This window comes from Citrobacter sp. C348 (assembly GCF_047467975.1).
GTDB classification, from domain to species: Bacteria; Pseudomonadota; Gammaproteobacteria; order Enterobacterales; family Enterobacteriaceae; genus Citrobacter; species Citrobacter gillenii.
Map to the genome: position 1 here is coordinate 246,878 of NZ_JASJUJ010000007.1, position 13,373 is coordinate 260,250.

The 13,373-nt window shown below is 54.9% G+C and carries 13 protein-coding genes and 1 other annotated feature; of the genes, 9 read left to right on the forward strand and 4 right to left on the reverse strand.

Annotation, left to right across the window (positions count from 1 at the left end; translation table 11 throughout):
- Window positions 1-26: 26 nt before the first annotated feature.
- On the reverse strand, window positions 27-188 hold the full coding sequence (gene rsmS / locus QNN86_RS15120; RefSeq protein ID WP_181490496.1) for a pleiotropic regulatory protein RsmS: 162 nt from the start codon (window positions 186-188) through the stop codon (window positions 27-29).
- Between the two features lie 14 nt (window positions 189-202).
- Entirely contained in the window at window positions 203-730 is a 528-nt protein-coding gene (gene priC, locus QNN86_RS15125) for a primosomal replication protein N'' (RefSeq protein ID WP_414211512.1), read from the reverse strand.
- 69 nt (window positions 731-799) lie between these two features.
- Here priC and QNN86_RS15130 point away from each other — a divergent pair, with 69 nt between their 5' ends.
- The 8 genes from QNN86_RS15130 (at window position 800) to hemH (ending at window position 9,041) form a co-directional block, all read left to right on the forward strand.
- On the forward strand, window positions 800-1,177 hold the full coding sequence (locus QNN86_RS15130; RefSeq protein WP_135912453.1) for a DUF454 family protein: 378 nt from the start codon (window positions 800-802) through the stop codon (window positions 1,175-1,177).
- A gap of 194 nt (window positions 1,178-1,371) precedes the next feature.
- Window positions 1,372-1,923: an adenine phosphoribosyltransferase gene (gene apt / locus QNN86_RS15135; protein ID WP_096758032.1), complete on the forward strand. Its 552-nt coding sequence runs from the start codon at window positions 1,372-1,374 to the stop codon at window positions 1,921-1,923.
- A 209-nt stretch (window positions 1,924-2,132) separates the two neighbouring features.
- Window positions 2,133-4,058, forward strand: a complete 1,926-nt coding sequence (gene dnaX / locus QNN86_RS15140) for a DNA polymerase III subunit gamma/tau (RefSeq protein WP_414211515.1) — start codon at window positions 2,133-2,135, stop codon at window positions 4,056-4,058.
- Window positions 3,391-3,455 (forward strand) — a sequence feature (DnaX frameshifting element). (Overlaps the previous gene by 65 nt.)
- 62 nt (window positions 4,059-4,120) lie before the next feature.
- Window positions 4,121-4,450, forward strand: a complete 330-nt coding sequence (locus QNN86_RS15145; protein WP_003021764.1) for a YbaB/EbfC family nucleoid-associated protein — start codon at window positions 4,121-4,123, stop codon at window positions 4,448-4,450.
- Complete coding sequence (gene recR, locus QNN86_RS15150; protein WP_096758029.1) at window positions 4,450-5,055, forward strand: recombination mediator RecR; 606 nt, start codon at window positions 4,450-4,452, stop codon at window positions 5,053-5,055. The genes QNN86_RS15145 and recR overlap by 1 nt, the downstream gene beginning before the upstream one ends.
- A gap of 110 nt (window positions 5,056-5,165) precedes the next feature.
- Window positions 5,166-7,043: a molecular chaperone HtpG gene (gene htpG, locus QNN86_RS15155; protein ID WP_414211518.1), complete on the forward strand. Its 1,878-nt coding sequence runs from the start codon at window positions 5,166-5,168 to the stop codon at window positions 7,041-7,043.
- 233 nt (window positions 7,044-7,276) lie between these two features.
- A complete protein-coding gene (gene adk, locus QNN86_RS15160; protein ID WP_181618818.1) occupies window positions 7,277-7,921 on the forward strand; it encodes an adenylate kinase in 645 nt (214 codons plus the stop codon).
- Between the two features lie 157 nt (window positions 7,922-8,078).
- A complete protein-coding gene (hemH, locus tag QNN86_RS15165) occupies window positions 8,079-9,041 on the forward strand; it encodes a ferrochelatase (protein WP_115259982.1) in 963 nt (320 codons plus the stop codon).
- Here hemH and aes read toward each other — a convergent pair.
- On the reverse strand, window positions 9,038-9,997 hold the full coding sequence (gene aes, locus QNN86_RS15170; RefSeq protein ID WP_181618819.1) for an acetyl esterase: 960 nt from the start codon (window positions 9,995-9,997) through the stop codon (window positions 9,038-9,040). The two genes, hemH and aes, sit on opposite strands and share 4 nt — an antisense overlap.
- 153 nt (window positions 9,998-10,150) lie before the next feature.
- Here aes and QNN86_RS15175 point away from each other — a divergent pair, with 153 nt between their 5' ends.
- Window positions 10,151-11,455 (forward strand): inosine/guanosine kinase, encoded by a 1,305-nt coding sequence (locus QNN86_RS15175; RefSeq protein ID WP_181618820.1) that lies wholly within the window; start codon window positions 10,151-10,153, stop codon window positions 11,453-11,455.
- Between the two features lie 40 nt (window positions 11,456-11,495).
- Here QNN86_RS15175 and ybaL read toward each other — a convergent pair whose 3' ends face one another.
- Window positions 11,496-13,175: a YbaL family putative K(+) efflux transporter gene (ybaL, locus tag QNN86_RS15180; protein WP_181618821.1), complete on the reverse strand. Its 1,680-nt coding sequence runs from the start codon at window positions 13,173-13,175 to the stop codon at window positions 11,496-11,498.
- Between the last annotated feature and the right edge of the window lie 198 nt (window positions 13,176-13,373).

Consider the following 13,373-nt stretch of genomic DNA (forward strand, 5'->3'; position numbering starts at 1 on the left):
TGGCGCAGCGCCATCAGGCAATCCTGCTACCGTTCTTTTTCGGATGAGGCGAGCTGTTTCGTTTCATAATCCCGCTTAACGATCTCTAGTGCTTTCAGCACGGTTTCAGGCGCAACCTGATTCTCTTCAAGTAGGACAATCAAATCGACGGCCAGTTTGACCTCGTCCGGGGCGTTTTCAAGTGACATACATTCTCCGACGATTAACGGGTGATACGTGCGAGCACGTTTTCTATTCTTTCCAGCGCATGGCGACAGCGTGCCAGACGCGCCTCGAAGGCTTCCACTTCTCGTAGCAGGCGCTGCTGCTCCTCAAAATTAGTTGCCCGAGCCAGTTGAGCCTTACGTTCGCGCGTCATCTCGACCAGTCGGCGCTCATATTCCTGATGTTGAACGCGTTTGCGCTGCCAGCGGGCAAGCGCTGGCGACGCGCTGTCCCATTCTCTGAGCGACCAGGTGGCGGTCTCACGGGAAATGGCTTCCAGTTGAGACGCTAAATGTTCAGCCAGCCAGGCTACCTGGGGGAGTTGCTGGTGTTCAACGGCATGGCGTAACGCAATCAGGTTAGCATCGGCTTCATCCAGGCAGGCCTGTAACCGTGTGCTGCGGGTGCGAAAAAGCTGGCGATCGAAACGGGCGCTAAGCGTTGCGTGATGCGCAAGAGGGGCGCAACGCTGCCGCAGGCTGTTGAGCTGGCTTTCGAGCGTCTGAAGCAGCAGGGCGGTTTTCACGATAACACTCCGATGAAAATGAGAACCGTTATGCTAAAGTAGCGATTCTCTGTGTTAAGTATTGATATTATGCGACGCATTATTCTAATCATCATTGGCTGGATAGCGGTAGTATTAGGCACACTGGGTGTGGTTTTGCCCCTGTTGCCCACAACACCGTTTATGCTGCTGGCCGCCTGGTGCTTTGCCCGCTCATCGCCGCGTTTTCACGATTGGCTGCTGTACCGTTCATGGTTCGGCGGTTATCTGCGCCACTGGCAGAAACACCGTGCGATGCCGTCAGGGGCAAAGCCGCGCGCCATTGTGTTTATTTTGCTGACGTTTGGCGTTTCGCTGTGGCTGGTTGAGATGATGTGGGTACGCGGACTGCTGTTGGTTATTCTCGCCTGCTTGTTGATTTTTATGTGGCGGATCCCGGTGGTTGATGAAGAGCAACAAAAGCACTGAAGCATAATAATCGCTGTTGCAATTGTCTCCCGCAGCCAGTAAATTTGACCGTTTTCGAGCACAGGCGCAGGCGGTCAAAGGTTAAACAGATGTAACCTTTGCTCTTTATATATACAAAAAATCATTCAAGACGCGTCGAGGATGGAGTATATAGTGCGCCGTGAAGTAATACCGTATCAATCAGGCACAAACTTATGACCGCAACTGCACAGCAGCTTGAGTTTCTCAAAGATAGCATCAAAAGCATCAACGACTACCCAAAACCGGGCATTCTTTTCCGCGATGTCACCAGCTTGCTGGAAGACCCGAAAGCTTACGCACTCAGCATTGAACTGCTGGTTGAGCGTTACAAAAATACGGGTATCACGAAAGTTGTCGGCACCGAAGCGCGCGGCTTCCTGTTTGGCGCACCAGTCGCCCTGGGGTTGGGCGTTGGGTTTGTTCCGGTGCGTAAACCCCATAAACTGCCACGCGAAGTGATTGCTGAAAGCTATGAGCTGGAATACGGCACCGATCAGCTGGAAATCCATGTTGATGCTATCAAACCGGGCGACAAAGTTCTGGTTGTAGACGATCTGCTGGCGACCGGCGGAACCATCGAAGCGACCGTGAAGCTGATCCGCCGTCTGGGTGGTGAAGTGACCGATGCGGCGTTCATCATCAATTTGTTCGATCTGGGTGGCGAACAGCGCCTGGAAAAACAAGGGCTGACCTGCTACAGCCTGGTCCCTTTCCCGGGCCACTAAGTCGGACTATCTTTTTTGCCATTTTGGCCCCGGTCAGTGCTCAAAATCCTCACGTACTACGTGTACGCTCCGGTTTCTGTGCGCTGCCCGAAACCAAACTGACTGCAACGATAACGCCCGAATATAACGTGTCAACCTCGCCGTCGCTGCGAGGTTGTGTTAGCATTACTCCCCTGTGAATCCACCCTCCAGCCTTTCAGAGCCTGCCAATGAGTTATCAGGTCTTAGCCCGAAAATGGCGCCCACAAACCTTTGCTGACGTCGTCGGCCAGGAACATGTGCTGACGGCACTGGCTAACGGCTTGTCGTTAGGGCGTATTCATCATGCTTATCTTTTTTCCGGCACCCGTGGCGTCGGAAAAACCTCTATCGCCCGTCTGCTGGCGAAGGGACTCAACTGTGAAACCGGCATTACCGCCACGCCTTGCGGGGTGTGCGACAACTGCCGTGAAATCGAGCAGGGACGTTTTGTCGATCTGATTGAAATCGACGCCGCATCGCGCACCAAGGTCGAAGATACCCGTGACTTGCTGGATAACGTCCAGTACGCGCCCGCACGTGGACGCTTTAAAGTCTATCTGATCGACGAAGTGCACATGCTGTCGCGCCACAGTTTTAACGCCTTACTGAAAACGCTCGAAGAGCCGCCAGCGCACGTTAAGTTCCTGCTGGCGACTACCGATCCGCAGAAGCTGCCGGTCACTATCCTGTCGCGCTGCCTGCAATTTCATCTTAAAGCGCTGGACGTTGAGCAGATCCGCCATCAGCTTGAGCATATCCTCAATGAGGAACACATCGCCCACGAACCGCGTGCACTGCAGCTGCTGTCGCGCGCGGCGGACGGGAGCCTGCGCGATGCGCTAAGCCTGACCGATCAGGCGATTGCCAGCGGCGACGGCCAGGTCTCAACTCAGGCGGTGAGTACCATGCTCGGTACGCTTGACGACGATCAAGCGCTGTCTCTGGTTGAGGCGGTGGTTTCCGGGAATGGCGAACGCGCCATGACGCTGGTTAATGACGCTGCCGCGCGTGGTATTGAATGGGAAGCGCTGCTGGTTGAGATGCTGGCGTTGCTGCACCGGATTGCGATGGTTCAGCTCACGCCTTCCGCGCTCGGTAGCGATATGGCCGCCATTGAACAACGTATGCGCGAACTGGCGCGGACCGTGCCGCCGACCGATATTCAGCTGTATTACCAGACTCTGTTAATTGGACGTAAAGAGCTGCCGTATGCGCCGGACAGGCGTATGGGCGTAGAAATGACGCTGCTGCGGGCGCTGGCTTTTCACCCGCGCGTACCGCTACCGGAACCCGAAGTCCCTCGCCAGTCGTTTGCACCCGCGGCTCCTGGCGTGGTCATGGCACCGACACAGGCCCCGGAGCAACAACCTGCGCCTGCGCATCAGGACGTGCCGTTGTCTGAGGCAACCAGCCAGGTGCTGGCTGCGCGTAGTCAACTGCAGCGTGCTCAGGGAGCGACCAAAGCAAAAAAGAGTGAACCGGCAGCCGCATCCCGCGCGCGGCCGGTGAATAATGCTGCGCTGGAAAGACTGGCGTCGGTGACGGAACGCGTTCAGGCGCGCCCGGCGGCCTCTACGCTGGAGAAAGCACCGGCGAAAAAAGAAGCCTATCGCTGGAAGACGACCAATCCGGTTGCAGAAGTCAAAGAAGTTGTTGCCACGCCAAAGGCGCTGAAAAAAGCGCTGGAACATGAAAAAACACCGGAACTGGCGGCAAAACTGGCGGCGGAAGCCATTGAACGCGACCCGTGGGCCGCGCAGGTCAGTCAGCTTTCATTGCCCAAGCTGGTGGAGCAGGTGGCGCTCAATGCCTGGAAAGAAGAGAATGGCAACGAGGTTCGCCTGCACCTGCGTTCCACGCAGCGGCACCTTAATTCCAGCGGCGCGCAGCAACGACTTGCCGAAGCGTTGAGCACCTTAACGGGCTCAGCGGTTGAATTGACCATCGTTGAAGATGATAATCCTGCGGTGCGCACGCCGCTGGAGTGGCGTCAGGCCATTTATGAAGAGAAACTTGCGCAGGCGCGTGAGTCAATTATTGCGGATAATAACATTCAGACACTGCGTCGTTTCTTCGATGCGGAGCTGGACGAAGAGAGTATTCGCCCCATTTGATCGTAAGCCATTTTCCATGGTTTTATGGTTGTCATCCCTTAACGTGATTGAGAGAGAAGCCTATGTTTGGTAAAGGCGGTCTGGGTAACCTGATGAAACAGGCCCAGCAGATGCAAGAAAAAATGCAGCAGATGCAGGAAGAAGTGGCCAAGCTGGAAGTGACCGGCGAATCCGGCGCGGGTCTGGTGAAAGTGACCATCAACGGCGCGCATAACTGTCGTCGCGTGGAAATCGACCCAAGCCTGTTAGAAGACGACAAAGAGATGCTGGAAGATCTGGTTGCTGCGGCGTTCAACGATGCGGCTCGTCGCATTGAAGAAACCCAGAAAGAGAAAATGGCCTCCGTTTCCTCCGGTATGCAACTGCCGCCTGGCTTTAAGATGCCGTTCTGATGCAAACCAGCCCGCTGTTAACTCAGCTTATGGAAGCACTGCGCTGTCTACCGGGCGTTGGCCCGAAGTCAGCGCAGCGCATGGCGTTCGCGCTACTTCAGCGCGATCGCAGCGGCGGGATGCGTCTGGCGCAGTCGTTAACGAAGGCGATGTCGGAAATCGGCCACTGTGCGGATTGCCGTACCTTCACCGAACAAGAAGTATGCAATATCTGTGCGAATCCGCGTCGCCGGGAAAACGGCCAAATTTGCGTGGTAGAGAGTCCTGCGGACATCTACGCCATTGAGCAAACGGGGCAGTTTTCCGGCCGTTATTTCGTGCTGATGGGACACCTGTCGCCGCTGGATGGCATCGGGCCTGATGATATCGGGCTTGATCGTCTGGAGCAGCGACTGGCGTCTGAGCACATCAATGAAGTGATCCTGGCGACCAACCCGACGGTCGAAGGCGAGGCTACCGCCAACTACATTGCCGAGCTGTGCATGCAATATGACGTTGAAGCCAGCCGTATCGCCCACGGCGTACCGGTTGGCGGTGAGCTGGAAATGGTCGATGGCACCACGCTGTCGCACTCTCTTGCCGGGCGTCATAAGATTAAATTCTGAACAAACGGAAGCCGCGACGGCGGTTTCCGCTTGAAATTATCATTCCCTGTCCCCATTTCACTCTCAACGTGTTTTTACCATTAAAAATGGCATTGTTGAGGTAGATCTACATGAAAGGACAAGAAACTCGTGGTTTTCAGTCAGAAGTAAAACAGCTTCTGCACCTGATGATCCATTCTCTGTATTCCAATAAAGAAATCTTCCTGCGTGAGCTTATCTCTAACGCCTCCGATGCGGCAGACAAGCTGCGTTTCCGTGCGCTGTCTAACCCGGACCTGTATGAAGGTGACGGTGAACTGCGCGTGCGTGTCTCCTTCGATAAAGATAAGCGTACGTTGACCATCGCCGACAACGGCGTGGGGATGAACCGCGATGACGTTATCGATCATCTGGGGACCATTGCTAAATCCGGTACCAAATCTTTCCTCGAATCTATGGGTTCCGATCAGGCGAAAGACAGCCAGTTGATCGGCCAGTTCGGGGTGGGTTTCTATTCTGCATTTATCGTGGCTGACAAAGTCACCGTGCGCACCCGTGCAGCGGGCGACAAGCCGGAGAACGGCGTGTTCTGGGAGTCTGCGGGCGAAGGTGAATACACCGTGGCCGACATTACCAAAGACGATCGCGGCACCGAAATCACCCTGCACCTGCGTGAAGGGGAAGATGAGTTCCTCGATGACTGGCGTGTACGCTCCATCATCAGCAAATATTCTGACCATATCGCCCTGCCGGTAGAGATTGAAAAACAGGAAGAGAAAGACGGTGAAACCGTGGTTTCCTGGGAGAAAATCAACAAGGCGCAGGCGCTGTGGACGCGTAACAAGTCGGAAATCAAAGACGACGAGTACAACGAATTCTACAAGCACATCGCTCATGACTTCACCGACCCGCTGACCTGGAGCCACAACCGTGTGGAAGGTAAGCAGGAGTACACCAGCCTGCTGTACATCCCGTCGCAGGCCCCGTGGGATATGTGGAACCGCGATCACAAGCACGGTCTGAAGCTGTACGTCCAGCGCGTGTTCATCATGGACGACGCCGAGCAGTTCATGCCGAACTACCTGCGTTTTGTGCGTGGTCTGATAGATTCCAACGATCTGCCGCTGAACGTGTCCCGTGAGATCCTGCAGGACAGCACCGTCACCCGTAACCTGCGCAGCGCGCTGACCAAACGCGTACTGCAGATGCTGGAAAAACTGGCGAAAGACGATGCAGAAAAATACCAGACCTTCTGGAAACAGTTTGGCCTGGTGCTGAAAGAAGGTCCGGCGGAAGACCACGCCAACCAGGAAACGATCGCTAAGCTGATGCGCTTTGCCTCCACGCACACCGACTCTTCTGCACAGACAGTGTCTCTGGAAGACTACGTGTCGCGGATGAAAGAAGGACAGGAGAAGATTTACTACATCACCGCTGACAGCTATGCGGCGGCGAAGAGCAGCCCGCACCTGGAACTGCTGCGTAAGAAAGGCATCGAAGTTCTGTTGCTGTCCGATCGCATCGACGAGTGGATGATGAACTACCTGACCGAGTTCGACGGCAAGCCGTTCCAGTCCGTTGCTAAAGCTGACGAGTCTATCGACAAACTGGCGGATGAAGTCGACGAATCGGCAAAAGAAGCTGAAAAAGCGCTGACGCCGTTTGTTGAGCGTGTGAAAACCCTGCTGGGCGATCGCGTGAAAGAAGTGCGCCTGACGCACCGTCTGACCGACACACCGGCTATCGTAACCACCGATGCGGACGAAATGAGCACGCAAATGGCGAAGCTGTTTGCCGCCGCGGGCCAGGCCGTACCGGAAGTGAAATATATCTTTGAACTCAACCCGGACCACGTGCTGGTAAAACGCACGGCGGATACCCAGGATGAAGCGCAGTTCAAAGAGTGGGTTGAACTGCTGCTGGATCAGGCGCTGTTCGCCGAACGCGGCACGCTGGAAGATCCTAACCAGTTCATCCGTCGCATGAACCAGCTGCTGGTGTCCTTATAGCGGTTGCGTTATGTGATGCCGGATGGCGCTAACGCTTATCCGGCCTACAAAATCTCGTATACCGTAGGCCGGATAAGGTGTTTACACTGCTATCCGGCATTTTCTCTTCTTATTTTCAATTTTCCCACCGTTAAACGTTTCAGCGTCAAGCGCCTTTCTTGAGCCAATTGCGTGATGGTGGTATCGTTTAGCGCTTTTTTAAAATATCGACAACCTTTAAGGGGATTTTCGTAATGCGTATCATTCTGCTTGGCGCTCCGGGCGCGGGTAAAGGAACTCAGGCTCAGTTCATCATGGAGAAGTATGGTATTCCGCAAATCTCCACCGGTGATATGCTGCGTGCTGCCGTGAAATCTGGCTCCGAGCTGGGCAAACAAGCGAAAGACATCATGGACGCCGGTAAACTGGTGACTGATGAGCTGGTGATCGCGCTGGTAAAAGAGCGTATCGCACAGGAAGACTGCCGTAATGGTTTCCTGCTGGACGGCTTCCCACGTACGATTCCGCAGGCTGACGCCATGAAAGAAGCGGGTATCGTCGTTGATTACGTTCTGGAATTCGCGGTACCGGACGAACTGATCGTTGATCGTATCGTTGGTCGTCGCGTTCACGCGGCATCTGGCCGTGTGTACCACATCAAATTCAATCCACCTAAGGTTGAAGGTAAAGACGATGTGACCGGCGATGAGCTGACCACGCGTAAAGATGACCAGGAAGAAACCGTGCGTAAGCGTCTGGTTGAATACCATCAGATGACTGCCCCGCTGATTGGTTACTACCAGAAAGAAGCGCAAGCGGGTCAAACCCAATACGCGAAAGTTGACGGTACACAGGCCGTTGCCGCCGTTCGCGCTGACCTGGAAAAAATCCTCGGTTAAGTTTTAGCGTTGTGAAATTCTTATCAGGCCTGCCATTATCTCGTAGGCCTGATAAGCGCAGCGCCATCAGGCATATTCTTACCTCTCGCAGCAATTAGTTCTTCTTCCTCGCTTTTCCGCTACAATTATCAACAATTTGAATCAATACGAGGCGGTAATGCGTCAGACGAAAACCGGTATCCTGCTGGCCAATCTCGGCACCCCCGATGCCCCCACACCCGAAGCAGTTAAACGTTATCTGCGCCAGTTTTTAAGCGACACACGCGTGGTCGATACTCCCCGTCTGCTGTGGTGGCCGCTGCTGCGCGGAGTTATCCTGCCGCTGCGCGCGCCGCGCGTGGCGAAGCTATACCAGTCAGTCTGGATGGATGAAGGCTCGCCGCTGATGGTCTACAGCCGTCGTCAGCAACAGGCGCTGGCAAAATGCCTGCCGGATACGCCGGTTGCGCTGGGGATGAGCTACGGTTCACCCTCGCTGGAAAGCGCGGTCGATGAACTGCTGGCGAGCGGCGTTGAGCACATTGTGGTGTTAACGCTGTATCCGCAATACTCCTGTTCAACGGTAGCCGCGGTGTGGGATGAACTGGCGCGCATTTTAGCGCGAAAGCGTGCGATCCCAGGTGTCTCCTTTATTCGCGATTATGCAGACGACAGCGCGTATATTGATGCGCTGGCCAAAAGCGCCCGAGATGCGTTTGCCCGGCACGGAGAACCCGATTTACTGCTGCTTTCTTACCACGGCATTCCACAGCGTTACGCTGATGAAGGCGATGACTACCCGCAACGCTGTCGCGATACCACGCGGGAGCTGGTGTCGGCGTTAGGACTGCCACCGGAAAAGGTGATGATGACCTTCCAGTCACGCTTCGGTCGGGAACCGTGGCTGACGCCATATACCGACGAAACGCTCAAAATGCTGGCGGAAAAAGGAACCCGGCATATCCAGGTTATGTGTCCGGGATTTGCTGCCGATTGCCTCGAAACGCTGGAGGAAATCGCCGAGCAAAACCGAGAAATTTTCCTCGAAGCGGGCGGGCAGAAATACGAATATATTCCGGCGCTGAATGACGCACCGGAACACATCGAAATGATGCTGAAACTGACCGCTGCCTATCGCTAAAGCTGCGCTCTGAAGAAACGCGCGCCATCCCGCAAGGCATCGTCGGCGGTTTTCATCATCCGCGAGTAATGCAGGAAGGCGTGCAGCGTGCCGAGGTACATTTTGTACTGACAGGGCTGCCGATGCGCCTGGAGCGTCTGGAACAGTAAGCGGCTGTCGTCAATCAGCGGGTCAAACTCTGCACTGGCGATAAAACACGGCGGCACATCGCGGGTGAGATCGTTGTTAAATACACAATAGTACGGCGACTCGCGGTCATCGACGCTGCGCAGATAGGCGTCTTCGTACATCTGCAGATCGCCTCGCGTTAAGCCATCCCATTCTCCGCCCATCAGTCGTCGGCTGATCGAATCCCGTAAACCGTACAGCCCGTACCACAACAGCACGCCCGCGACCTTACCGCAGGCAATTTGCTTATCGCGTAGCCACAGTGCGCTGGCAAGCGCCAGCATGGCGCCCGCGGAATCACCGGTAAAACCGATATTCTCTACGTTCAGCGCATAGTCAGCGGCATGGTGATGAAAGTACTGGCAGGTCGCGACAATTTCTTCGATGGCCTGTGGAAAGCGCGCTTCCGGCGAAAGTGAATAGTCGATGCCAATTACCGTGCAGCGCGTGTAACTCGCCAGCAAGCGCATAATGCGATCGTGCGTATCCAGATTACCGAGAATAAAACCGCCGCCGTGCAAATAGTACAGCGTGGCCTGGCTATGGGGTTGGGGGGAGTAAATCCGCGTCGCCACCGGGCCGCACGCGGTAGAAATGACGCACTCCCGGGTACTCATCTGCGGAGCATCGGCATTCCAGAACTGGCGCTCGTGCACGTAGTGCTGGCGTTGGGCAACGAAATCATCCGCGGCGGGCCACGGCGGCAGGTCATCGCGATGAAAGTTCACCACGCTTTTCATTTCGTCTGAAATAAGGTCGAGGACGGGGATCTTGTTTTCCGGCTGCATAAAACGCTCCTTGTAAAAGGTGATGTATTGTAGAAATTAACGGCGGATAAACTGCGATCTCACCGTCCGATATTGAAAATTAGCGCCGCGTCGCGCGAGCAGGAGGGAATGTGCTACCATGCATCGCTCAGTTAACCACCCGTAAAATCGACCATGAAATTTCCCGGCAAACGCAAATCCAAACACTATTTTCCCGTCAGCGCGCGCGATCCGTTGCTGCAACAAATTCAACCTGAAAACGAGACCAGCGCCGCCTGGGTCGTCGGTATCGACCAGACTCTGGTGGATATAGAAGCCAAAGTCGATGACGACTTTGTGAAGCGTTATGGATTAAGCGCCGGGCATTCTCTGGTGATTGCTGATGATGTTGCTGAGGCGCTCTATCAGGAACTGGTGCGGGAAAATTTAATCACTCATCAGTTTGCCGGTGGAACCATCGGTAACACCATGCACAACTATTCGGTACTGGCGGATGACCGCTCTGTATTGCTGGGCGTCATGTGTAGCAACATTGAGATTGGCAGCTACGCGTATCGCTATTTATGCAATACCTCCAGCCGTACCGACCTGAACTATCTGCAGGGCGTTGACGGGCCGATTGGTCGCTGCTTCACGTTGATTGGCGAATCCGGAGAGCGTACCTTCGCCATCAGCCCCGGCCACATGAACAAACTGCGGGCAGACAGCATTCCCGAGTCGGTGATTGCCGGTGCCTCTGCGCTGGTGCTGACCTCATATCTGGTGCGCTGCGAACCGGGCGAGCCGATGCCGGAAGCGACCATGAAGGCTATTGAGTTCGCCAAAAAGCACAATGTCCCGGTGGTGCTGACCTTAGGAACCAAATTCGTTATTGCGGATAACCCGCAGTGGTGGCAGGAATTCTTGAAAGAGAATGTCTCCATTCTGGCGATGAACGAAGAAGAAGCCGAAGCGCTGACCGGCCTGAATGACCCGCTGCTGGCATCTGACAAAGCGCTGGATTGGGTGGATTTGGTGCTGTGTACCGCCGGTCCGGTGGGCCTGTATATGGCCGGTTTTACGGAAGATGAGGTTAAACGCAAAACGCAGCATCCGCTGCTGCCTGGCGCTATTGCTGAGTTCAACCAGTACGAGTTCAGCCGCGCGATGCGCCATAAAGACTGTAGCAACCCGCTGCGCATTTATTCGCACATTGCCCCGTACATGGGTGGCCCGGAAAAAATCATGAACACCAACGGCGCGGGTGACGGTGCGTTGGCGGCCCTGCTGCATGATATTACGGCAAACAGCTACCATCGCGGCAATGTGCCGAACTCCAGCAAGCACAAATACACCTGGCTGACCTATTCCTCGTTAGCGCAGGTGTGTAAATATGCCAATCGCGTAAGTTATCAGGTGCTGAACCAGCATTCGCCGCGCCTGACGCGCGGATTGCCGGAGAAGGAAGACAGCCTCGAAGAGGCTTACTGGGAGCGTTAAGTTCTTGCCCGATGGCGATAGCGTCATCGGGCACGCAACATTAACTGGCGGTAGCCACCTCACCCGCAGGCGGTGTTTCAATCAGTTCCAGCATGGTACGCGCGATTTCACGTTCACCCATCACTACCTGATTAGCCCCGCGCTCGGTAATGTATTCCACTTCATCGTCATAATGCGCGCGGGCGATAATCTCAATCGTCGGGCACTTCTCACGCGCGGAAGCCACAATCTCACCGGCTTCATAACCATTCGGGATGGTCAGCAGCAGCCAGCGCGCACAGTCCAGATGCGCCAGGTTCATGATCTCTTCGTTGGCTGCATTGCCCAGTACCGCGCGGATCCCACGTTCACGTAGCTCGTCCACGCGAGTCCGCGACGTTTCGATAACCACCAGCGGAATACCCGCAGCCATCAGTTTTTCACCTAACAAGCTACCGACGCGGCCAAAACCGACCAGCAGGGCATGATTACAGATATCGACCGGGATTTGCTTCTCTTCTTCGATAGCTTCTTCCAGCGTCTGCTCTTCCAGCGTTTCGGTTTTTGCGAGGTATTTTTCCAGCACGGCGAACAGCACCGGATTCAGCATGATGGACAGGATAGCTCCTGCCAGCACAAGGTTTTGTCCCGCCTGCGGTAACAGGTTAAGCGCCATGCCAAGGCCGGCAAGGATAAAGGCAAATTCACCAATCTGCGCCAGACTGGTGGCAATGGTGAGCGCTGTGCGCTGCGAGTGACCGAACAGGCGCACCAGGAAATAGGCGGCGAGGGATTTACCAAAGATGATAATCGCCAGCGTGCCCAGCACAGCCAGCGGCTGCTGGATCAGGACCAATGGATCGAACAGCATGCCGACGGAAACAAAGAACAGCACCGCAAATGCATCACGCAGCGGCAGGGTGTCATGCGCCGCACGGTGGCTCAGTTCAGATTCGTTCAGCACCATACCGGCGAAGAACGCGCCCAGAGCGAAGGAAACATCGAATACTTCTACGGCACCAAACGCGATACCTAATGCGAGTGCCAGTACTGACAGGGTAAACAGTTCACGCGAGCCCGTGGCGGCGCTACGGGCCATGATCCACGGCACCAGGCGACGACCGACCAGCATCATAATGGCGATAAACGCGACTACTTTACCGATGGTGATGCCCATATCAACGGCCAGTGACGCAAAGCCAACGTTATCTTTTTCCAGCATACCGGCGATGGCTGGCAGGAGAACCAGCGTCAGCACCATCATCAGGTCTTCAACAATCAGCCAGCCAATGGCGATCTGCCCGCGCTGGCTGTCAATCAACTGTCGTTCTTCAAGCGCGCGCAGGAGCACTACGGTACTGGCGGTAGACAGACATAATCCAAAGACGATACCGACCATCAGCGACCAGCCCAGCACAGCTGAAAGCGCCATACCCAGCACCGTTGCTACGGCTATCTGGGCTATCGCACCGGGAATAGCGATGGACTTTACCGCCATTAAATCCTTCAACGAAAAGTGTAGCCCCACGCCGAACATCAGCAGGATCACGCCAAGTTCTGCCAGTTCCGGCGCAAGCTTGGTATCTGCAACAAAACCAGGTGTAAATGGACCGGCCAGAACGCCCGCTAACAGATATCCCACCAGAGGAGAAATACGCAGTTTATTGGCAAGCATGCCAAAGATAAAAGCGAGCACAAGGCCGCCAACAATGGTGGTGATAAGCGGGGTGGCGTGATGCATTCCGTCTCCTTTGATTGCTGTGGTGATCCTGAAAACCCTAATTACGAGTAATAGTTTATGACAATTTTAATGTTTATGTTTATGAATAATTATTGAAATTTGATGAAAACAGGAATTTAGGCGTAAAAAAGCACGGATCGGATAACTGCGGGGGGAAGCATAGAGCAAACGCTGATGGTCACTGTAAGTGATGGCGGC